This window comes from Balneola sp. (assembly GCA_003712055.1).
In the GTDB taxonomy this organism is placed as follows: domain Bacteria; phylum Bacteroidota; class Rhodothermia; order Balneolales; family Balneolaceae; genus RHLJ01.
The window spans coordinates 135889-157313 of sequence record RHLJ01000007.1; the positions used below are offsets into that span (position 1 = coordinate 135889).

A 21425-nucleotide genomic window follows, 5' to 3' on the forward strand; every position below is an offset into this window, starting at 1 on the left:
TAAGATGGTATCCTCTGCTATTTATCTTATATTTCTAATTAATTCATAAGAGAAGCACTAATGGCAGAGTCAAAAAATATTATTCTTGAAACGGGCGATCCACATGTAAACCGAAGGCGTGCTATTCTTGAAGCACATCCCGAGGTTAAAGAACTTTTCGGAAGAAACCAGTCTACTTTCTGGTGGATTTTATTTCTTATGACAGGTCAACTTGTTATCGCTTATTTGTTAAAGGATGCATCAATCTGGTGGGTAGTAGGAGTGGCATGGTTTGTGGGGGCTTTTTTTGCTCATAATCTTTTTTGTTTAAAACATGAGTGTTCCCATCACCTTGTTTTCAAAAACAAAACAGCAAATATCCTTACTGGTATCCTTGGGAATTTAACATCCTGTACTCCGAGCTATGTAATCTTTTCTGTTGCTCATTTAAAGCATCATTCTCACCAGGGTGAATATGAAATGGATTTTGATTTACCACTAAGATGGGAAGCTAAGTTAATCGAGCATACTCCTTTTGGGAAAATATTGTGGATGTTTCTGCAGCCATTAGCAATAGCTTTAAGGCCATTAAGAAGACATAGTATTCAGTATGTGAACAAGTGGACATACATAAATATAGCTGCCGTTTTAATTTTTGACCTGGCCATACTCTATTTTATGGGACCGTATGCATTTATGTATTTATTTCTTTCGTTCGGATTTGGGTTGGGACTCCATCCTCTTGGAGCTAGGTGGGTACAGGAGCATTATGTAGTATATGAAAACCAGGAAACGTATTCTTATTACGGATGGCTTAATAAAATTACATTCAACATCGGGCATCATAATGAGCACCACGATTTTCCTGGAATACCCTGGAATAATTTGGCAAAGCTTCGGAAAACGGCGCCCGAATTTTATGATACGCTGTATTACCACACTTCCTGGTCAAAGCTCCTTGTGCGTTTCCTTGTAGATAAGAATATTACCCTCTATTCCAGGGTTGAGCGTGAAAACGCTAAAGCTGGTGTCTAGAATAGATACCCAGTAGTTATATAGACCCCGAAATCTTCTTCAGAAAAGCCGACATCTGTCCTGATAATAAAGTCAGGTGTGAAAAATGATGCTGTTCCTCCCAAGCCAAAGGTATACTTTAGATCATTGGTGATAGTATCAAAAGAGGTACCATTTGCGAAGGTGCGTCCAATATCAAAAAATAAGGTGCCACCAAGTCTCATCTCTAAAGACGGTATTTCGAACAGCCATGTACGTAGCTCATTATTTAAAACAAAAGCGTTGTCATCTAGAAAACGCTTAGACTGATAGCCTCTTAGGGTCTCTTCGTCTCCTAAATATGAAAGTTTCCAATAAGGTACTTCTCCGGATGTATGTTTCAGATACACTCTGTTCGCAAATGTTATATCACGAATAATATGAAATGTGAGGTAGTGGCTCATTTCATGTTTCCAAACAAAAGTATTGAAGTTACTTCCCCAGATTTTAGAGCCTTGTTCTATTGAAGTATTTAAATAGGTTCCCCTAGTAGGGTTGAATTCACTATTCCTTGCCTCCCAAACCAGCCCTGCACCAAACATAAAAGTACGCCCTCCATCAAAACCTGTAGGTCGGTCTATTGATAGTAACCTGCTAGAGCCATTGTCCCATGGGGTTTCATAATCAAAGTTTATGATAGCTAGTACGTCTAGCTGTTGTTCTTTTACGTTTACAAACAGTGGATAACGAGCTCTAGCAGTAAGGCCCATCGAAAACGATTGGAACTCATAGTAATTTGGGGTATTTGCGGGAGCCTCAGGCAATTTACCATAGTTACCAATTCCGAGATAAGCATCTTCAAAAAATCTGGAGGCATAAATAGAAGTATATATCCTGAACTTTGTACCAAATACGTTTGGCTTATTCCTTGAGATTTCAAAGGAAGCAAGTCCTCTGGTTGAAAAAACTCCCGCTATATTTGTGTAGGAGTAATAAGGTTTTACTTCATCTTTATAATGGTACCAGTTTATTAGTCCGCCCGCGATCAAGCCCAAATCGCTGTTAAAGGCAAGAGCAGGAAGAAATGCTAATTCAAGAGAGTCAGGTACATGTTCATATTGGGCATGTACGCTTGGTAAATATCCTAGCAGACAAAAAAGAATCAGGAAGACTTTTTTAGACAAATCAATGCGTTAAATGAAGAGGAAAGTAACCAATAGATAAATTGGTACGAGTATTCCGATCGACCATATTAGGTACGCACCAAAGCTAGGCATTTTTACCCCATTTTGCTCTGCAATCGATTTAACCATGAAGTTGGGTGCATTACCAATATATGTAAGTGCACCAAAGAAAACGGCTCCTGATGAGATAGCGATAAGAGTATGGCTCATCTCCGTCATAAGTAACTGGGCGTCACCACCTGCTGCATTGAAGAATACAAGATATGTTGGGGCATTATCCAGAAAAGCAGATAGCATCCCGGTTATCCAGAAAAACATATAATTGATAGGGTCGCCTGATTCATCAAAAACAGCATCATTAACAAATTGAAGTGCTCCTTCTCCATTGTTGGCAGCTTTTAGCATTGCGATAGGAGCTATAATGGTGATGAAAATCCCGGCGAAGAGCTTTGCTACTTCTTGAATTGGAAACCAATTAAATCCATTTGCTGCCCTACTTGCTTTAGAGGTAACGGCCCAGCTTATCCAGGCGATAAGAAGCAGAACCAAGTCTCTTATCAGGTTTTCAATATTCACATGAACATGAAAAATGGTTAGTTCGCCAACATGAACCAATCCTGAAAAAAGAACAGCTCCAACAATCCCCAAAATGAGGACAAGATTGAAACTACCTTCGATGCCTAACGGTTCAGAACCATCATCTAAAGGAGGAGTATTTGTCTCTTTTTTGTAGAGATGACGATCCCAGAAATAATAGATGACTAGTAGGAGTGTAGCTACAAAAGTCATCTCAAAAAATAAATTTGTGGTTGTCCAGAAGAAATCTACTCCCTGAAGAAATCCTAAAAACAATGGGGGATCCCCTAATGGGGTTAATGAGCCGCCCACATTGGCAACCAAGAAAATGAAAAAGATGACAATATGCTTTTTTGTACTTCTCCACTCGTTTGCTCTCAAGATTGGGCGAATAAGTAGCATGGCTGCACCAGTGGTTCCCATCCAGCTAGCCAGTATAGTTCCCAGAAGCAAGATTCCTGTATTTACTTCCGGAGTGCCTTTAAGGTATCCTTTAATTCGGATTCCACCCGAAACAGTAAAAAGAGCGAAGAGGAGAACAATAAAAGGAATGTATTCTAACAAATAAGCGTGGAGTACTTCATAAAGGGTCGCTTCAAAACCAAAAGTTACTAATAAGGGAATAATAAGAGCGAAGGCCCAGACCGCTGAGACTTTTCCAAAATTATGATGCCACCAATGTTCTGCAACAAGGGGAAAGATTGCAATTGAGAGCAAGATGCCAGCAAAAGGGAGAGCCCAAAGAATACTTAGTCCACTACCGTCAATACCATGTCCTGAGCCAGCTTCTGCTGCGGAAGCTAATTCCGAAAATAATAAAACCAATAAAGGAGCCCCTACTATCGCTAATTTTTTTAAAAGAGAATATTGCCTCACAAAGAATAGAATTATTGGTTCACTACATTTTCGTTGAAAATAAAAGAACTAAACTCCTTTCAAAAAACGTAAATGTTACTTTGTAAAAATGGGTGTTAAAATATTGTAAAGCAAACTGATCGAAACCTCAAGAAGAATGAACGATGTGCCGGGTTATCCAATTCATTAATTACTTATAAAAACAAGAACTATGGAAGCATTAACAGAATTACAAATAACTGAAAAGCTGGAATCTATTTCCGGGTGGAGCTATAAAAGTGATACCATTCAAAAAAAATTTGAGCTCTCAGATTTTAAAGAAGCACTTGGATTTATTGTTAGGGTAGGGCTAGAAGCCGAGTTACTCGGGCATCATCCTAATCTTGCAAATGTATACAACCAGGTTACTATTTCTCTTCAAACCCACGATGTTGGTAACAAAGTGACTGAAAAGGACTTTGAATTAGCTACAAGAATCGAAGCTATTTGATAATAAACTCGAAATAGCTGGGTAATAAAAAATGTAGCAACGGCATTTAAAAAGCTTTATATTTAGAGCTTTCTGTTATTTGGGCAAAGTGCTTGAATAACTGTTTTCACAACGAAGACATCCATAGAAACCAAATATTGCTATGAGTAAGAATCATTACGAATTGACGTATATCCTTAATCCTGTGTTGGAAGAGGATCAGTTTAAAGCCGCAATCGAAAAAATTAACAAGCTTATCACTGATAACGGCGGCGAAATCGAAGAAGTAGACGAGTGGGGTCTCCGCAAGTTTGCATATGAGATGGACAAAAAAGGAAACGGGTATTATGTAAATACCTATTTCTCAGGACCAGCAGCAGTAGTAGCTGCGTATGAGCGATTCATGAGAATTGAGGATGAGTACATGCGCTATTTAACCCTTAAGCTTGACGCGAAAATGCTTCGTCATCGTGAGTTGGTTAAGAATAATGCAGTACCAAGCATATTTGCTGTTGAAGAAGAAGCAAAAGCGGAAGCATAAACTCACTCAAAAGGAATTAAATCATGATTAAGAATCCATCACACCCAAAGAAAAGCGTACGTAAGGTTAAGCAGTGTAAGTTCACTCAAGCTGGTGTAGAATACATCGACTATAAAGATGTTGAAACCCTTAAGAGATTTACTAACGACCAGGGAAAAATCTTACCTAGAAGAGTAACCGGAACAAGTGCAAAACATCAACGACAACTTACGACTGCCATCAAGCGTGCTCGTTTTCTTGCGTTGATTCCATATGTAGCTGAAAACCTGCGATAAGAGGAGATTGAAACGATGAAAGTTATTCTAAAAGAAGACGTAGAAAAATTAGGTTATGCCGGTGACCTTGTTGAAGTTAAGGACGGCTACGGTCGCAACTTCCTGATTCCACAGGCAAAAGCAGTATTAGCTACCAAAGGAGCTATTGCAGAAGTAGAATTGATGAAACAAAGAGCTTCCCTTAAAGCAGAACTCACTGTTCAGGAAGCCAAAGAATTGGCAAAATTATTGGAATCAACTTCTGTTACTATCCCTGTTACAACGGGCGAGGATGATAAGATCTTCGGAACAGTAACAAATGTTCAGCTCGCTGAAGCTCTTCAGGAAAAGAATATTGAGGTAGATCGCCGAAATATTTCGATTAATGAAGATGTAAAAGTTTTAGGTGAATACACGGCGACGGTAAATCTTTTGGGTGACCTTAAGCCAACAGTGAAATTCTGGGTAGTTAGGGCGGAATAATCTGACTTAATTTTGAGTTAGTATTAGCCTGGGCTGCTAAATGTTATAGAATTGTTATTCTTGAATGTTTGATGTTCCAGTATACCACCTTATTATGATGAATTAGTATTAATTCAGAATTGACTGCTCAAATGAAATTATTTCAAAAAATAACAATGGGAACCATCATTCTGATGCTGTTCCCATTTTTTTTACAGGCTCAGATCCCTGATCCTGTAAAGTATCAGGTAACAGAAATACCAGGTACAGTACAAGCTGGCAAAGTTTTTACAATTACTATTGATGCATCTATTGAAGGAGACTGGCACTTATACTCTGTGCTGAATGATCCTGACGCTGGCCCGTTTCCAACCGAATTCTCTTCAAACTCTCCAAACTTTGTACTCGCAGGGGATGTAACTGAATCAGAAGCTGATATCGAATTCGATCCCAACTTTGAAGCCGAATTAGGATGGCACAGTTCTTTTGCTCGATTCAATGTTCCAGTGGCTATTAAAACAGAGCTTACAGGAGAGCAGACACTCGATATAGAAGTATTCTATCAGGTATGTGACGATCGGGTTTGTTTACCTCCAAAAACAAAATCCATTATAGCGGCTGTTGAGGTAGCCGGAGTATCAGATGCTCCATTTGAAGCAGCAATTGGAGGTATTGAGGAAGAAGTTTCAGCAGAACAACAGGTTGGTGCATCTACAGTTGATTTAGCAAGAGAGGGGGTATTCTCGTTTATCTGGATTGCTTTGTTAGCGGGTTTTGCTGCCTTACTTACTCCCTGTGTATTCCCAATGATTCCACTTACTGTGTCCTATTTCTCTAAGCAGGATGGAAGTAAAAAAGGGGTAGGACAAGCGTTATTTTTTGGAGTTGCGATCATAGTGACCTTCACTTTGATTGGCGTAATATTAGCTGCCTTAGTCGGAGTATCAGGAGCTCAGAACTTTGCTTCTAATCCTTTTGTGAATGCAATGATTGCCATTGTATTGATTGCATTTGCCCTGAGTTTATTCGGGATGTTTGAACTTCAGCTTCCTCATCAATTCACTAATTTCTTGAACAGAAAAAGTAATGAGAGCTCGGGTGTTTTAGGCATTCTGTTTATGGCCATGACCATAAGTGCTGTTTCATTTTCTTGTACCGCTCCATTTGTGGGCGCTGTTTTTGCAGCTACTGCCGGAGGTGAATGGTTCTACCCAATTATTGGGATGGTAGGTTTTTCCGCTGCTTTTGCAAGTCCCTTTGTGCTTTTTGCAATGTTCCCCCAGTGGTTAGAATCACTTCCAAAAAGTGGTTCCTGGATGAATGTGGTAAAAGTGCTATTAGGTTTCATTGAACTCGCAGCTGCAATTAAATTTTTATCCAATGTGGATTTAGTATTAGGATGGGGCTTAATAAGCCGTCCATTTGCAATTGCAGCCTGGATTGCCATTTTCCTTGTAGCCGGACTATATGTTCTGGGGGTATTTGCACTCAACCATGATACAAAGCCGGAAAGAATTACAACAGGAAGGTTGTTACTTGCTCTCCCGTTATTATTATTCAGTTTCTATTTGCTACCGGGCTTGATGGGAGCATCACTCGGAATTTGGGATTCCTGGTTACCACCTAAAATGCAAACGGATGTGAGTGTGGTGGGAACCATTGCAGCTATGGGTGGCGGCGGTACTGGTACCGGTGTAGATGATGGATGGACCGAGGATTACGAAGGAGCTATTGAAGAAGCTGCGGAAGAAGGTATTCCAGTCTTTATAGATTTTACAGGATACACTTGTACAAACTGTCGTGCTATGGAATCTAATGTTTTCCCATTAGCAGAGGTAAGAGAACGCTTTGATCAGATGAAACTGGTTAAGCTTTATACAGATGGTGGTCAGGATGCTCAAAAAAACCAGCAGATACAATTTAGGCTAACAGGAAACGTAGCATTACCTACTTATGTAATTCTTGATCCCAATAGTAAACAAGTAATTGCTCAAGAATTAGGATTTGTAGCATCTGATAAATTCATCTCCTTTCTTGATGAGGGGATATCAAACTTCAATTCACGATAGCTTATACCCACTGTTACTGTTTAGGCATATTTCCTGACTAATCTTTATTGATTGGAACCATGATGATTTGAGAAACTAGATTATATTCTCGAAGTATCAGCAGAACAGTAACGGCTAAAGTGATAGACTTCTCAAAGTTTTTTATAAGAATAGCACTGGTGCTTCTCTTTTTCTTTGTACTGGGAAGAGTAGAAGCCCAGACTACTATTTCTTCAGAAGTCGTTATTGCCCCTTTTCAGGTAGACTCTAGCTATAGTTTAAATGTTTGGGCACTTCGAGAGACTATTCAGGTTTTTATAGTAACCTATAATCGAGATGAGCCAGTTCCTGAAAGCCATTGGGAGTTTAGTTCCACATCAGGAATATGGAACATCAAAGAAGAGCACTTAGAAAAATACAGAAGCGCAGATCGGATCAGAATCACTTATGAAGCCTATCCTCTTGCAATCAGGCGAGTATTCCGAAGTAGAACATTTAGAACATTCGACCCTTCAATTCTCGCTCAAAATGAAGATTCAATTAACCAGCAATTATTCGAAAGCTCGTCCTCTTTTGCTTTTGATGACTCAGATATACAACAAAAAGGGAGTTTAAGCAGAGGGATTATCGTTGGTACGAACCAGGATTTTGCACTAGAGAGTGGATTGCAATTCGAATTGAACGGACGATTAACTGATGATATCCGAATCAATGCAGTATTAACAGATAGAAATATTCCATTTCAACCTGATGGTACTACCCAAAATATCAGAGAATTTGATCGGGTATTTATTCAATTACAATCGACAAACACCACTGTTGAAATGGGGGATGTGGATGTAAGTCTGGAGCAAAATACATTCGCTAAACTAAATCGTCGGCTACAGGGAGCAACGGGATATACAAGTACCAACTATGGTGATTATAGAGGTGCACTTTCAGTAGTTCGTGGAAGCTTTAGATCCATGTCGTTCGAAGGATCTGATGGGGTTCAGGGGCCTTACCGATTAACCGGAAGACAAGGCGAAGAGTTTGTCATTATTTTGGCAGGCACAGAAAAAGTGTATATAAATGGTCAAAGAGTTAATCGCGGAGAGGAAAACGAATACATCATCGATTATGGATTGGGGGAGGTTTTTTTCACAAATAATCTTCTCATAAAAGATGAGACCCGGATTGTAATCGAATATGAATATGTAGATCAAAATTTCAACCGCACCTTGATAGCTACAGAAGGAGGAGATAAATTTTTTGATGGAAGACTAAAAATTGGCGCTTCGATCATTCGCCAGGCCGATGGCAACGAGCTACTTTCACAACAAACCCTAACCGAAAGCGATATAGACTTATTGAGAGGAGTAGGTGATAACCTAAACAATGCTGTTGTTTCCGGAGAACGATTAGCAACTAATGAAGATGATGATATTAATGTTCGATATGCAAGAGTAGATACAACTGTAAGTGGCGAAGTATTCTCAATTTTCAAAAATATACCCGGTTCTGCTGAGTCTATATATATAGTTACATTTAGCAGAGTAGAGGGAGGGAGTTACCGGCGCATAAGTGGTTCGGTAAACGGATTACTTTATGAATGGGTAGGACCGGGTCTTGGTGAGTATGAGCCCTTCAGAAGACTCCCGGCTCCAGAGAAACATCAGATTGTCTCTTTGAATAGTTCATACAGTCTTTCGGAAAATGTAGAAGTTTATGGTGAGTGGGCAGCAAGCAGTTTTGATCAGAATCGATTTTCTTCCCTTGATAACGAGGATAATAATGACATGTCTTATTTATCCGGGATTAGAGTGAAACAGTTGAATACCTCAATAGGAACTATTGATGCTTCAATTAGCAGAAGATATTCAGGTGGAAACTTTCAATTTTTCGAAAGAACAAGAGAGGTTGAGTTTGACAGAAAATGGGATCTAAACTCGACACTGGAAACTGAAGAGGATATAAATGAAGCAGTAGTAAAAGCACAATTCACTCCCAATTCAAGCATTCAAACCGAATTTGGATTATTAAACCGACCGAATTTCAAGGGGTATCGCCAGGGAATTCAATTGTCTAGTAGTGAAGGGAAGCTGGTAACTATTAATTATGATCAGGACTGGGTAAAATCTGAAGAAAGGCTATTGGCTCATGATGGGAATTGGTTTCGGCAAATAGGAAGTGTGAGTAAGGATCTGTTTGGAAACTGGACACCGTACCTAAGTTTTGAACAAGAGCGAAGAGAGCAGACATCTTCAACCAATGATTCACTGTTAAATAGCTCATTTTCGTTTTTCGAAATTGGGCCGGGCTTACGATACAACCATTCTAAAATCCAGGTCGATCTCAATTTGATTACCAGGCAGGAAAAGAGGGTATTCGAAAATGAATTAATACCCCAGGCCTCTTCTCTTGAGCAAAGAATGAAGCTCCAATACAGGCCAAGTAGCTTAATTAGAACAAGCAACGAGCTTGTAATTCGCACCAAAGAGTTTACATCTGAGTTTCAGGGTTCCGGTAATTCGAATAGAAAGGGCTTGTTATTAAGTTCAGTTACCGATTATGAAACCAGAAATAATAACTGGAATGGTCAGGTAGTATATGAGGTAAATACTGAAAGAAGGGCACTTTTCCAGGAGGCATATATTGAAGTTGGTCCGGAACTGGGGCAATATGTCTGGACCGATACTAACGAAGATGGTGTTCAGCAAATAGATGAATTTTTTCCTGAACTAAGTCCTAACGAAGGTATATACATTCGTCAACTACTGCCTTCAGATGAACTGCTTCCTGTTGCTGATTTAAAAGTTCGAGTAAGAAATGAATTTAAACCATTCTCTTTTTTAAATAGTAATGCCGCACTTGGACACTTTCTATCAAACATAAATTTATTCTCCCGGGTAGATGTGATAGAGAACTCCACAACTTCAAATCTTGAAGATGTGTACTTGTTAAGATTTAATACATTTAGGAATGACTCTACTACCTTGACTGGGAGAATAACACTGGAAAAGGAACTAGATTTGCTCCCTGAGTTTGATATAAGTGATCTTTCGGTGGGATTCACAGAAAGCAGGAGCCTTAATCGATTTAGTAATGAATCACAGGAGCTATTTTCATCTCAATATTATTTGAATGCTTCTTATATGATTTCTCAGACTACCCGATCAACGCTTGGAATTACAAAAGGAAGAAACAAGACGATAAGCAATCAAATACAAAGCAGGAATTTTTCCATAGAGTCACTATCCATTACACAAGGATTTGAGTCTACGATTAATCGTTCATGGCAGACCGGCTTCTCGGTTTCCTATTCTTCAAAAAAAGATGCTTTTCCCATCGATCCGGTTACTGCAAGAATTGTTAAAATAGTTAATACTCATCGCGCGTTTCTTTTTAGAAGAGTTCAGGCAAACGCACGGCTTGAATTTCGAAATACAGAAGTAAAAGGAACTGCTTCGGCGCTAGGAACTTTTGAGTTAACTGAAGGTACCGGAGAAGGGAGTAATTTCTTGTGGTCCATTAATGGAAATTACCGAGTAAGTGAACTAATTAGGCTCAGTCTTAATTATGATGGAAGAACAGTGAAAAACCGTCCTGATATTCATACGCTTAAATTGGTTGTGAGTGCGGTTTTTTAAGTGTTTTATGAGTGATAAGTGCGGAACTAAAAAAACTTGGTAAAACCTCATTTCTGTTAACTAAAAGTTAATTTTTCGATTGTTCAGAGCTTTGACATTTAGTTTAAAATGACATATCCTTTCGCTTCACTAATCTTAGACACTAACATTTAATCAAAAATAATCGGAGTGAACATGACATCGTCGATTGCTCTATTTCTTTTAAGACTCCAAGCTGAAGAAGGCTTTTTCAATCTAATTGTTCAGAAATTTAACGAAGGTAATGATGGGGGCTGGATGTGGCCTGTATTAATTACTCTTATTCTGGGTCTTGCGATTTTCCTTGAAAGAATTATTACTCTTAACCTTGCTGATATTAACACTAGAAAGTTCATTGTAAATGTTCAAGAAGCATTACAAGAAGGTGGTGTTGAAGCAGCAGAGCAACTTTGTGCTCAAACTCGTGGTCCTGTAGCTTCGGTATTCCAGGCTGGTTTAATGCGATCACATGAAGGAATTGACGCTGCGGAAAAAGCAATCGCAGCATACGGATCAATTGAAATGAGTTTCCTTGAACGAGGTCTTGTTTGGTTGTCATTATTTATCGCTATTGCCCCACTGTTCGGATTCCTTGGAACAGTAGTAGGTATGATCGAGGCCTTCGATGATATTCAGGAAGCTGCCGACATTTCTCCAAGTATCGTTGCAGGTGGTATCAAGACTGCACTTTTAACCACTGCCGGTGGTCTTATAGCAGGTATTATTCTACAAATTGGGTACAACTATTGTGTTTCTAAAATCGATCGATTAATTGCTGAGATGGAAGAAAGTTCTATCACACTTATTGATTCGATTATCTTACTTCAGGAAGGCAAATCATTAGTTCCTGCAGCAGATGACACTAGTTCAGATGAAGAATAATCATCATTAACCTCTAAAAGGAGATACTATGATTGTTCAAATAGCCGTTATTGGAACGTTTGCTTTGATGGGCCTCGGAATTCTGACTATGATTATTTCAGGCATTAAAGGCTTATCTCAAGGCAAGCAGGATGTTAAGCGAATCGCGATTATGGCGGTGCCATTTGTGATTTTTGCGATTTCTTATTTTGCTGTACGAGGAAGCGAGCTTGACTTTGCTCAAGCTGGCGTACTTACTACCCTTATTATGATGGGTATTATGGTGGTATCGGTAGTGATTACCGGCCTCCGAGGTACTTTTAAATTTTAATGGAGCATAACCTATGCTATTAAAGAAAAGAGAAAGAGATTCTGCGGAAATAAATGGGTCTTCAATGGCCGATATCGCATTCCTTCTCCTTATTTTCTTCCTGGTAACCACTACTATTAATGTGGATACCGGTATAGGTATGGTTCTTCCTCCCCCTTTAGATCCGGAAGTTGAACCACCACCGATCCGGGAGAGAAACCTTATGAACATTCTGGTGAATGCTCAGGGATTGATCTTGATGGATGAGCAGCCTGTATCAATTAATGAGGTGAAAGATAAACTTATTGAGTTTATTGATAATCCAACCGACAATGAGGAGTTATCCATTTCTCCCGATGCAGCTATCGTTTCTTTAAAAACCCAGCGCGAAACACCCTACAATATCTATATAGATATGTTGGATGAGGTGATGTCGGCGTACAAGGATTTAAGGGATGCTGCTTCTCGTGCTAACTATGGTGTTGAGTATGCTCGTTTAGAAGAGAATAGTCCTCAACAGGAACAGATTAAGGATATGTATCCTAAGAAAATTTCAATCGCAGAACCTGATAGTTAATTATGAGCCAATTCAAAAAGAAACAAGCAGGGAGCAAGCAAGAGGTACCAACTTCAGCAATGCCTGATGTAGTATTCATGCTTTTGTTCTTCTTTATGGTTACCACGGTTCTTCGTGAGGTTACCTTAAAAGTAAAGCTCGATCTTACTAAAGCGAATAACATCGAAAAGATTGAGGAAAAGCGGTTAGTGTCTTATATCTATATGGGACCAGAACGGTTACCTGGAAATCAATTAGGAGAAGATAAGGTTCAGATCGATGATTCAATACAGGAAGATATTGGAGCAATTCGAAACATTATGTATGATAAACTACTCGAAGAGCCTCGATTAATTGTTTCTCTTCGTGTTGATGAGAATTCTGAGTTTGGGCTGTTAACTGATGTTCAAAAAGAACTTCAGCAAGCCGGAACATTCAGAATTAATTATTCTACTAAGCGAGAAGAATAGTCTGAATCAAATTCATATTAGAACCAGCACATTCTAAATGTGCTGGTTTTTTTATATCTGGAAAAATGAACAACGATTTTACTACCATACAAAACTTAGGTCGGCAAAAACTGCTGGAGAGAATTTCTGTTTATAAAGGGGAAGTTCAGGAATCTACATTAACGGGGATAGGAGATGATGCGTCAGTAATCAAGGAGAAAGATGGATCACTCACACTACTTACCACAGATACTTTTGTAGAAGGAGTAGATTTTGACCCGGTTTACACTCCGTTTACGCATTTCGGTTACAAGATGGTTAGTGCAAGTGTAAGTGATATTTATTCCATGAATGGAACTCCCACTTCAATACTTATAAACCTGGCATTACCTAATCGAATGTCTGTTCAAATGGTGGAAGATCTTTATACAGGAATTGACAATGCTTGTAAGGCCTATGGTATAGAAGTAGTAGGTGGCGATCTGACTGGGAATCATCAAAATGCAGTAATCTCTGTGACAGTATATGGTAAAGCTGAAAGTGAGCATATTGTATATCGATCAGGAGCAAAAGTAGATGACGCAATCTGTGTAACAGGAGATGTTGGAGCCGCGTTAGCTGGGCTCAGAGTTCTGATGCGCGAAAAACAATTCTGGGAAGAACATGGTAATGAAGCGCTACAGCCTGACTTGGAAGATTACCGGTTTGTTGTACAGCGCCAACTTATGCCCAATGCCCGAAAAGATTTGATCGAGGAATTAAAAACACAGAACGTAGTGCCGTCCTCGATGATTGATATTACAAAAGGGGTAATTAGTGAGGTAACAGAATTATGTATTGCGTCAGATACTGGCGCTCATCTTTACCAGGCAGCACTTCCAATAGCTCTGGAAACTCGTAAAGTTGCAGATGAAATGGAAGAGGATGTAGATAGATACGGCCTATTTGGAGGAGAGGATCTGGAGTTGATGTTCACATTGAATGAGAAACAAATCGAAGCATTTGCAGAGCAATTCAAAGATTTTGTTGTAATAGGAAGAATGATTCCTAAAGAGGAGGGGTTAAACCTCCAAAGTGCTGAGGGAGAAATAATAAGTTTTGATGATTTGTCATAAAACTTGCAGTGGCACGTTTTTTGCGAATAAGGTGTTAGTTTGAATTCGAGATTAGTATTTGTTATTCGCTATATTGAAAATATAATTAAGTAAGTTAATGGCCGATAAGCCCCTTCCTAAAAAACAGATTAAACCTCCATCAGGAGAAAAGAAAGGAAATACCCCGAAATTCCCAACCTGGGGTTTTCTTGCTATCATTCTTTTTCTAATTGTTATTCAGTTTATGTTCCTGAACCCAGAGACGGGAACACAGATCAAGTACAGCACTTTTCTTGAGCACGTAGAAGGTGGTTATGTAGATGAAATCATCATCAAGAACGGAGTAAATATCTATGGGAAGTATAATGACAGTGCTATACAGGATGGGATAGTTGATTTACCAGTACAAGATGATAGTCCCTTTAGTCTTTCTTCAGGGTCAGAAGATATTAATGCCTTTATCACCACTATGCTACCAGGTGATGAGATTCGTCCCATACTTGATGCGAATGAAGTAGAGTATGAGGTAAGGATTGAGGAAGAGTGGTTTAGTGGAATGTTCATGTGGCTAATCATGATCGCACTTGCCGTTGGTTTTTGGGTATTCATTTTTAGAAGAATGAACCCTGGTCAGCAAGTTCTGAATATCGGGAAGAATAAAGCTTCACTTTATGATCAGCAGACCGATACAAAAATCACTTTCAAGGATGTAGCTGGTCTGGAAGAGGCCAAAGAAGAGGTTAGAGAAATTGTCGAGTTTTTAAAGAACCCTGGTAAATTCACCAAGCTTGGTGGTAAGATTCCTAAAGGAGCGTTATTGGTAGGCTCTCCCGGCACCGGAAAAACTCTTCTCGCAAAAGCAGTAGCTGGGGAAGCAGCAGTGCCATTCTTTTCACTTTCCGGATCTGACTTTGTGGAAATGTTTGTTGGGGTTGGTGCAGCAAGGGTTAGGGATCTTTTCAAGACTGCGAAAGAAAAAGCACCTTGTATAATATTTATAGATGAGATTGATGCAATTGGTCGATCCAGAGGAAAAGGTCAAATGCCTGGCTCGAATGACGAGCGAGAGAATACATTAAATTCTTTGCTAGTTGAAATGGATGGTTTTGCAACCGATTCAGGGGTAATCATTCTAGCTGCTACTAACCGCCCAGATGTATTAGATAGCGCCTTACTACGTCCAGGTCGATTCGATCGTCAGATCAGTATTGACAAACCAGACATAAATGGACGGGAAGAAATTTTTAGAGTACATCTAAAGCCTTTAAAGCTACATAAAGAAGTTGACCCAAAAAATCTTGCGGCCCAAACACCGGGTTTTGCCGGAGCTGAGATAGCCAACGTGTGTAACGAAGCAGCGTTAATTGCAGCTCGCGGAAATAAGAAGTCGGTAGATATGGAAGACTTCCAAAACGCCATTGACCGGGTTATCGGTGGGCTTGAAAAAAAGAACAAGATTATATCCCCCGAGGAAAAGAAAATTGTGGCCTATCATGAGGCAGGACATGCTGTAGCCGGTTGGTTCCTAGAGCATGCCGATCCATTGGTAAAGGTTTCTATTGTGCCAAGAGGACTTGCAGCACTTGGTTATGCACAGTATTTACCAAAAGAGCAATTCCTTCATCAAACAGAGCAGTTGATGGATCAAATGTGTATGACTTTAGGTGGCCGTGCAGCAGAACAAATTGTATTCGGGAAAATCTCTACGGGAGCATTGAGTGATTTAGAGCGAATCACAAAAATGGCTTACAGTATTGTTACTGTGTATGGTATGAATGATAAGATTGGGAATATTTCATTCTATGATTCAAAGCAGAATGAGTACTCATTTAATAAGCCATACTCTGATGCCACTGCAAAGATCATTGATGAAGAGGTCAAGAAAATCATTGACACTGCTTATCAGCGCACACTAAAACTGTTAAAAGATAAAAGAGATGAGCTCGAGATTCTTGCCAAAGAATTATTGGAGAAAGAGATTCTTTTCCAGACCGATCTTGAGAAGCTTATAGGTAAAAGACCTTTCGACAAAGAAACTACTTATGAGGCTTTTACCAATAGCAAGAAAGAAGAAGCAACTGAAGAGAACCCAAAGAAAAAGGCTACAAAAAATGGTGTTCCGAAAGAGCCCAAAGCTGAAGTAGAAGAGGAAGAGATAGCCGAAGAAAAAGCTGAGACTAGTACAGAAGAATAGAGAGTTCTTGTTAATGTTCCGGTAATACACACATAACAAAAGCATAAACTCAACATAACAGTACCGCAACGAGTGTAGGGTAGTTTTGAGCGCAATGAAAAATGCGAACAAAACTAAAAAATCAGCACACTCGTGAATAAAATAAAACACGCATGTTTTCTTTTTCTTGCGCTTTTAATCTCATCTAACCTTTTTGCGCAAGATGGAAAAATAGTAGGTACCGTTGTTGACGCCGAAACAGGGGAAACCCTTATTGGTGTTAACGTGGTAATCGAAGGTACCATACAAGGTACAGCAACCGATATTGATGGTAATTATACCATCCGTAAAGTAGCGGCAGGTACATATAACATCGTTATAAGCTATCTGTCATATGCAACCCAGACCGTAACTGGGGTTGAAGTTGAAGAAGGTGCAACCGTAAGGTTGGACATTACTCTCCAGTCAGAGACTGAGTTTCTTGAGGAAATAGTTGTAACAGCAGAGGCGGTACTTAACAGTGAGGCGGGTCTGTTACGTGACCGTCAAAAATCTATTTCTTTTAGCGATGCAATTTCAGCTGAAAGCATTTCGAAGAGTGGATCAGGAGATGCTGCAGCTGCTCTTACAAAAGTAACCGGAGCCAGTGTAGTAGGCGGCAAGTATGTATATGTACGAGGTTTGGGTGATCGCTATTCATCTATCCAAATGAATGGAGTAGAATTACCTAGTACTAACCCCGATAGAAAAACTTTCCAGCTGGATTTAATTCCTTCATCACTCCTGGAGAATATCAACACGGTAAAGACTTTTACTCCGGATAAACCAGGGAGCTTTAGTGGCGGTATTGTAGACATCAATACCAAAACCTTCCCTGAAAATTTACAATTCTCTCTTTCTACCTCATTCAAGTATAACACACAATCATCGTTTAGAGATGATTTTATTAGTGATAACACTTCTGATACAGATTGGCTGGGATCTGATGACGGAATGAGAGCAATTCCGGATATTTTTAATGATCCGGATTTGGTTATCCCTGCCGAAGTACAAGCAAGGTTCAATGATTCTCTTGCTACCATTCTTGATAATACAAGTAATGCGTTCAATGAGACGATGGTTCCTGTTGAAAGAACTATCCCGTTAGACTATGGCTATTCGATCTCTTTGGGCAATCAAACTACCCTATTTGGCAAAGAGTTAGGATATGTGGGAAGTCTCACATATAGCCGTTCATACCAATACTACGATGACGGTGAAACAGGCCGCTATAATTTAATTAACCTTAATGCGGATCAATTAACTCCACTGCAGCAGTATACCGATAGAGTTGGAACTGATGAAGTAAATATTGGCGGGCTAATCAGTTTACAGTACAAATTAAGTAATGCTCACAGAGTTGGGGTAAACTATTTCAGAACTCAGAGTGGAGCAAATTCTGGGCGAATCCAACAGGGAATTTGGCCGGATGAGTTAGGTTTTCCTATAGAAGGCCAATTCCAGCAAAGAACGAATAACGTTGTCAGCTATACGGAAAGGAACCTCAAGTATACACAGTTATTAGGTGAGCACTATTTTGAAAACTTCCTTAGAGCAAAAGTAGATTGGTCGGCTTCATTCGCTACGACTACTCAAGAGCAGCCAGATTTACGTTTCGTTTCTTACTATCAGAATCAAAATTTTGTTGGAGCTGATACAAACAATGTAATCAGAACGGCAGGTTTTGCTTTTCCTTCCCGACTCTTTAGAGATTTGGAAGAAACAAATGAGAACTATGCAATTAATGTAGAGTTCCCCTTCCAGCTCCTTACCGACCAAAACTCCAAATTCAAAATGGGAGCGTCCTACAGAAATGTAGAGAGAGAATTCAGGGAGAACTATTTCTTTATCAATCCTGACCAGGGAATCTTTTCTGACCTGGATGGCGATGTGGTTGAGTTTTTTACTTTCCCTTACCGGGGTATAATCGATCGTAATGAGACCACTAACAGACCAACATTTGGTAATTATGTAAGTGATAATACCCAGGACAGAAACAACTACGATGCATCTACTGAGATACAGGCTATTTACGGGATGTTCGAGTTACCACTAACCGACAGATTAAAATTTGTAGGTGGCGCCAGGTATGAAACTGCAGTTCTTGAAGTAGCAAGTTTTGATACATCAGTGGTAATTGTTGATGATGTAGAAACCAGACCAGGCCAGGGTAAAATAGACAATACCGATTTACTCCCTTCTTTAAGTCTTATTTATGCACTAGGAGACAACTCGAATCTTAGGGTTGCTTGGACAAGAACCATCGCAAGGCCTACTGCAAGGGAAATTGCTCCATTCTCCAGTTTCGACTTCATTGGTGATGAAGCAAAACAAGGTAATCCGGGATTAAAAAGAACATTGATTACCAACTATGACTTCAGATACGAAATTTTCCCTCGCCCGGGTGAAGTGCTTGCTGTAAGTGCATTCTACAAAAACCTGGAAAATCCTATAGAACTTGGTTTTAGACCCGGAGCGATTGCAACAAATGCCATCTTACAATGGCAAAATGTCGATGAGGCCGAAATTCTTGGGCTTGAATTCGAAGTAAGAAAAAACCTTGACTTCATTTCTGATTTCACAGAAAACTTTAGTGTTGGAGCAAACTTATCACTTATCAATTCAAGCATCGATCTACCACCTGAGGAGCTTGCGCAGAGAGCAGATTCAACGCAAACAACACGAGAGCTTCAGGGTCAGTCACCGTATATCGTCAACATTAACTTTGGTTATGACGATGTAGATAAGGGTCTAAGTATTGGTATGTATTTCAACGTATTTGGCCAGCGTTTGTCAAACGTAGGCTTTGGTACCAATCCTGATGTATTTGAGCAGCCACGTTCGCAATTAGATTTTATTAGCTCAAAGGATTTTGGAAACGTCGAAGTAAGCTTCGATATCAAGAATATCCTTAACTCCGAAACCAGCTTTGAATACGACTTCAAGAATAATAACGAAGTGTATCAAAGCTATAAGACGGGTGTCTCTTTCTCCCTGGGGGTTAAGTACAAACTTTAACTATTAACCTAACTAACAAAACCCACAAGTATGAAGCACTTATATACCATATGTTTGTTATTTGTGATGGCAACTGCTAATGTTTTCGCACAGCAAGTTGTAGTAACTGATGACATCACATCCAATACTACTTGGACTGCTGATACTGAGTACATTCTCAATGGACTTGTATTCGTAGATTCTACGTTTACACTTACTATTGAGCCTGGTACCATTATTAAAGCCAGATCAGTAACCAACATCACTTCTGGAGAAGGAGCATCTGCACTTATCGTGAGAAGAGGCGCCCAGATTGATGCAGAAGGTACTGCGAACAACCCAATTATCTTTACTTCAGAGTTTGATGATCTCAATGATGGAACCGACTTAACTCAGTTTGATCGCGGACTTTGGGGTGGTATTATTATTTTAGGGCAAGCTACTACCAACGAGACCAGTACAAACATCCAGATTGAAGGTATCCCTTCAGAGCAGCCAGCACTATATGGTGGTTCTGATGATACTGATAACTCTGGTACGCTACGATATGTCTCTGTTCGGCACGGTGGATTCTCTATTTCAGGTGTTCCTGGAGATGAAATCAATGGTCTTACTATGGGCGCTGTTGGTTCCGGAACAACTATCGAGTACATCGAAATTTTTGCAAACCTTGATGATGGTTACGAGTGGTTTGGTGGAACAGTTAACACCAAGTATTTGGTAGCTGCATTCTGTGGTGATGACTCTTTTGATTACGACCAGGGATTCCGTGGTAAAGGTCAATTCTGGTTCTCATTACAAGGTACTGATGAAGCAGGTCGTGCAGGTGAGCACGATGGTGGTGATACCAACGAAACTGGCACTCCATTTTCACTTCCTGTTATTTCAAACGTAACATTTATTGGTTCTGGTTCAAGTGCTTCCGGAATTGGAGGTGACGGAAACGACAGAGCCTTTGCTATTCGCGACAATGCAGGTGGTCACTACTTCAACTCTATCTTCACCGACTTTGCTGGTGTAGGTATGAACATTGAAGATCTTGATGGTACTTCTGATGATAGCCGTGGGCAATTAGAGGCCGGTAACCTTACTTTTGACAACAACTACTGGTTTGATTTCGCTGCAGGTGCTACTGCTGCTGATATCTGGCCACAAGATTTTGTTGAAACTGCATTCACAACCGGAAACACTATCGTTGATCCTCAGCTTAACGGAATCAGCCGTATCGTGGATGGAGGTCTTGATCCAACTCTTGATGCAGCTAGCCCCGCGTTAACTGCTGGTGATTTCTCTGCAGATTCTTTATCAGATACATTTTTCACAAATACAAGCTATGTAGGTGCTTTTAGTGGTGCAGTAAACTGGTTAGACGGCTGGACTGCTCTTTCTGACATGGGATTCACCGGAACTGCTGGGCAGGAGCCAGTTGATGCTGTAGTTGTAACTGACGACATTACCGGAAACGAAACCTGGACTGCTGATAACTTATACATTCTTGACGGTCTGGTATTCGTTGACTCTCTTGCTTCATTAACTATCGAGCCTGGTACAATTATCAAGGCGAGATTTACTTCTAACATTTCTACTGGTGAAGGAGCATCTGCTCTTATCGTAAGAAGAGGTGGTAGTATCGATGCTCAGGGTTCTGCCACAAGCCCAATCATCTTTACTTCACAGTTTGATGACACTGATGATGCTGATGACTTAACAGTATCAGACAGAGGTCTTTGGGGTGGTATCATTCTTTTAGGACAAGCTACTACCAACGAAACCAGTACAAACATCCAGATTGAAGGTATCCCTTCAGAGCAGCCAGCTCTTTATGGTGGTTCTGATGATTCAGACAACTCTGGTACACTTAGATATGTTTCAATCCGTCATGGTGGTTATTCAATCTCTGGTGTTCCAGGTGATGAGATCAATGGTCTTACAATGGGA

The 21425-nt window shown here is 39.9% G+C and carries 16 protein-coding genes; 14 read left to right on the forward strand and 2 right to left on the reverse strand.

What is annotated here, in order from left to right; translation table 11 throughout:
- Nucleotides 1–60: 60 nt before the first annotated feature.
- The gene (locus ED557_15225; GenBank protein RNC79425.1) at nucleotides 61–1014 is read left to right on the forward strand and encodes a fatty acid desaturase; all 954 of its coding nucleotides are present in this window, start codon (nucleotides 61–63) and stop codon (nucleotides 1012–1014) included.
- Here ED557_15225 and ED557_15230 read toward each other — a convergent pair.
- Complete coding sequence (locus ED557_15230; GenBank protein ID RNC79426.1) at nucleotides 1011–2162, reverse strand: hypothetical protein; 1152 nt, start codon at nucleotides 2160–2162, stop codon at nucleotides 1011–1013. The two genes, ED557_15225 and ED557_15230, sit on opposite strands and share 4 nt — an antisense overlap.
- Nucleotides 2163–2165: 3 nt before the next feature.
- On the reverse strand, nucleotides 2166–3608 hold the full coding sequence (locus tag ED557_15235) for a sodium:proton antiporter (GenBank protein RNC79427.1): 1443 nt from the start codon (nucleotides 3606–3608) through the stop codon (nucleotides 2166–2168).
- Between the two features lie 190 nt (nucleotides 3609–3798).
- Here ED557_15235 and ED557_15240 point away from each other — a divergent pair, with 190 nt between their 5' ends.
- The 13 genes from ED557_15240 (at nucleotide 3799) to ED557_15300 (ending at nucleotide 19508) form a co-directional block, all read left to right on the forward strand.
- Nucleotides 3799–4077, forward strand: a complete 279-nt coding sequence (locus tag ED557_15240; GenBank protein ID RNC79428.1) for a 4a-hydroxytetrahydrobiopterin dehydratase — start codon at nucleotides 3799–3801, stop codon at nucleotides 4075–4077.
- A 142-nt stretch (nucleotides 4078–4219) separates the two neighbouring features.
- Nucleotides 4220–4597 (forward strand): 30S ribosomal protein S6, encoded by a 378-nt coding sequence (gene rpsF, locus ED557_15245; protein ID RNC79429.1) that lies wholly within the window; start codon nucleotides 4220–4222, stop codon nucleotides 4595–4597.
- Between the two features lie 23 nt (nucleotides 4598–4620).
- A complete protein-coding gene (gene rpsR, locus ED557_15250; protein ID RNC79430.1) occupies nucleotides 4621–4872 on the forward strand; it encodes a 30S ribosomal protein S18 in 252 nt (83 codons plus the stop codon).
- A 15-nt stretch (nucleotides 4873–4887) separates the two neighbouring features.
- Nucleotides 4888–5334 (forward strand): 50S ribosomal protein L9, encoded by a 447-nt coding sequence (locus ED557_15255; GenBank protein ID RNC79431.1) that lies wholly within the window; start codon nucleotides 4888–4890, stop codon nucleotides 5332–5334.
- Nucleotides 5335–5465: 131 nt separating this feature from the next.
- Nucleotides 5466–7382 (forward strand): hypothetical protein, encoded by a 1917-nt coding sequence (locus ED557_15260; protein ID RNC79432.1) that lies wholly within the window; start codon nucleotides 5466–5468, stop codon nucleotides 7380–7382.
- 119 nt (nucleotides 7383–7501) lie between these two features.
- On the forward strand, nucleotides 7502–10990 hold the full coding sequence (locus tag ED557_15265) for a hypothetical protein (GenBank protein RNC79433.1): 3489 nt from the start codon (nucleotides 7502–7504) through the stop codon (nucleotides 10988–10990).
- Nucleotides 10991–11164: 174 nt separating this feature from the next.
- Nucleotides 11165–11890, forward strand: coding sequence for a MotA/TolQ/ExbB proton channel family protein (locus ED557_15270; protein RNC79434.1), 726 nt, complete (start codon nucleotides 11165–11167; stop codon nucleotides 11888–11890).
- A 28-nt stretch (nucleotides 11891–11918) separates the two neighbouring features.
- A complete protein-coding gene (locus ED557_15275) occupies nucleotides 11919–12200 on the forward strand; it encodes a hypothetical protein (GenBank protein ID RNC79435.1) in 282 nt (93 codons plus the stop codon).
- A 13-nt stretch (nucleotides 12201–12213) separates the two neighbouring features.
- Nucleotides 12214–12756: a biopolymer transporter ExbD gene (locus tag ED557_15280; GenBank protein ID RNC79436.1), complete on the forward strand. Its 543-nt coding sequence runs from the start codon at nucleotides 12214–12216 to the stop codon at nucleotides 12754–12756.
- 2 nt (nucleotides 12757–12758) lie between these two features.
- Nucleotides 12759–13205 (forward strand): biopolymer transporter ExbD, encoded by a 447-nt coding sequence (locus ED557_15285; GenBank protein RNC79437.1) that lies wholly within the window; start codon nucleotides 12759–12761, stop codon nucleotides 13203–13205.
- Between the two features lie 65 nt (nucleotides 13206–13270).
- Nucleotides 13271–14299: a thiamine-phosphate kinase gene (gene thiL / locus ED557_15290; GenBank protein ID RNC79438.1), complete on the forward strand. Its 1029-nt coding sequence runs from the start codon at nucleotides 13271–13273 to the stop codon at nucleotides 14297–14299.
- 97 nt (nucleotides 14300–14396) lie between these two features.
- Nucleotides 14397–16472 (forward strand): ATP-dependent metallopeptidase FtsH/Yme1/Tma family protein, encoded by a 2076-nt coding sequence (locus ED557_15295; protein RNC79439.1) that lies wholly within the window; start codon nucleotides 14397–14399, stop codon nucleotides 16470–16472.
- 132 nt (nucleotides 16473–16604) lie between these two features.
- Nucleotides 16605–19508: a TonB-dependent receptor gene (locus ED557_15300; GenBank protein RNC79440.1), complete on the forward strand. Its 2904-nt coding sequence runs from the start codon at nucleotides 16605–16607 to the stop codon at nucleotides 19506–19508.
- Nucleotides 19509–21425 lie beyond the last annotated feature (1917 nt).

Excerpts from the sequence above, each read along its gene's own strand:
- ED557_15225 (RNC79425.1), top strand. The coding sequence starts at position 61 with ATGGCAGAGTCAAAAAATATTATTCTTGAAACGGGCGATCCACATGTA.
- ED557_15240 (RNC79428.1), top strand. The coding sequence starts at position 3,799 with ATGGAAGCATTAACAGAATTACAAATAACTGAAAAGCTGGAATCTATT.
- rpsF (RNC79429.1), top strand. The coding sequence starts at position 4,220 with ATGAGTAAGAATCATTACGAATTGACGTATATCCTTAATCCTGTGTTG.
- rpsR (RNC79430.1), top strand. The coding sequence starts at position 4,621 with ATGATTAAGAATCCATCACACCCAAAGAAAAGCGTACGTAAGGTTAAG.
- ED557_15255 (RNC79431.1), top strand. The coding sequence starts at position 4,888 with ATGAAAGTTATTCTAAAAGAAGACGTAGAAAAATTAGGTTATGCCGGT.
- ED557_15260 (RNC79432.1), top strand. The coding sequence starts at position 5,466 with ATGAAATTATTTCAAAAAATAACAATGGGAACCATCATTCTGATGCTG.
- ED557_15270 (RNC79434.1), top strand. The coding sequence starts at position 11,165 with ATGACATCGTCGATTGCTCTATTTCTTTTAAGACTCCAAGCTGAAGAA.
- ED557_15275 (RNC79435.1), top strand. The coding sequence starts at position 11,919 with ATGATTGTTCAAATAGCCGTTATTGGAACGTTTGCTTTGATGGGCCTC.
- ED557_15280 (RNC79436.1), top strand. The coding sequence starts at position 12,214 with ATGCTATTAAAGAAAAGAGAAAGAGATTCTGCGGAAATAAATGGGTCT.
- ED557_15285 (RNC79437.1), top strand. The coding sequence starts at position 12,759 with ATGAGCCAATTCAAAAAGAAACAAGCAGGGAGCAAGCAAGAGGTACCA.
- thiL (RNC79438.1), top strand. The coding sequence starts at position 13,271 with ATGAACAACGATTTTACTACCATACAAAACTTAGGTCGGCAAAAACTG.
- ED557_15295 (RNC79439.1), top strand. The coding sequence starts at position 14,397 with ATGGCCGATAAGCCCCTTCCTAAAAAACAGATTAAACCTCCATCAGGA.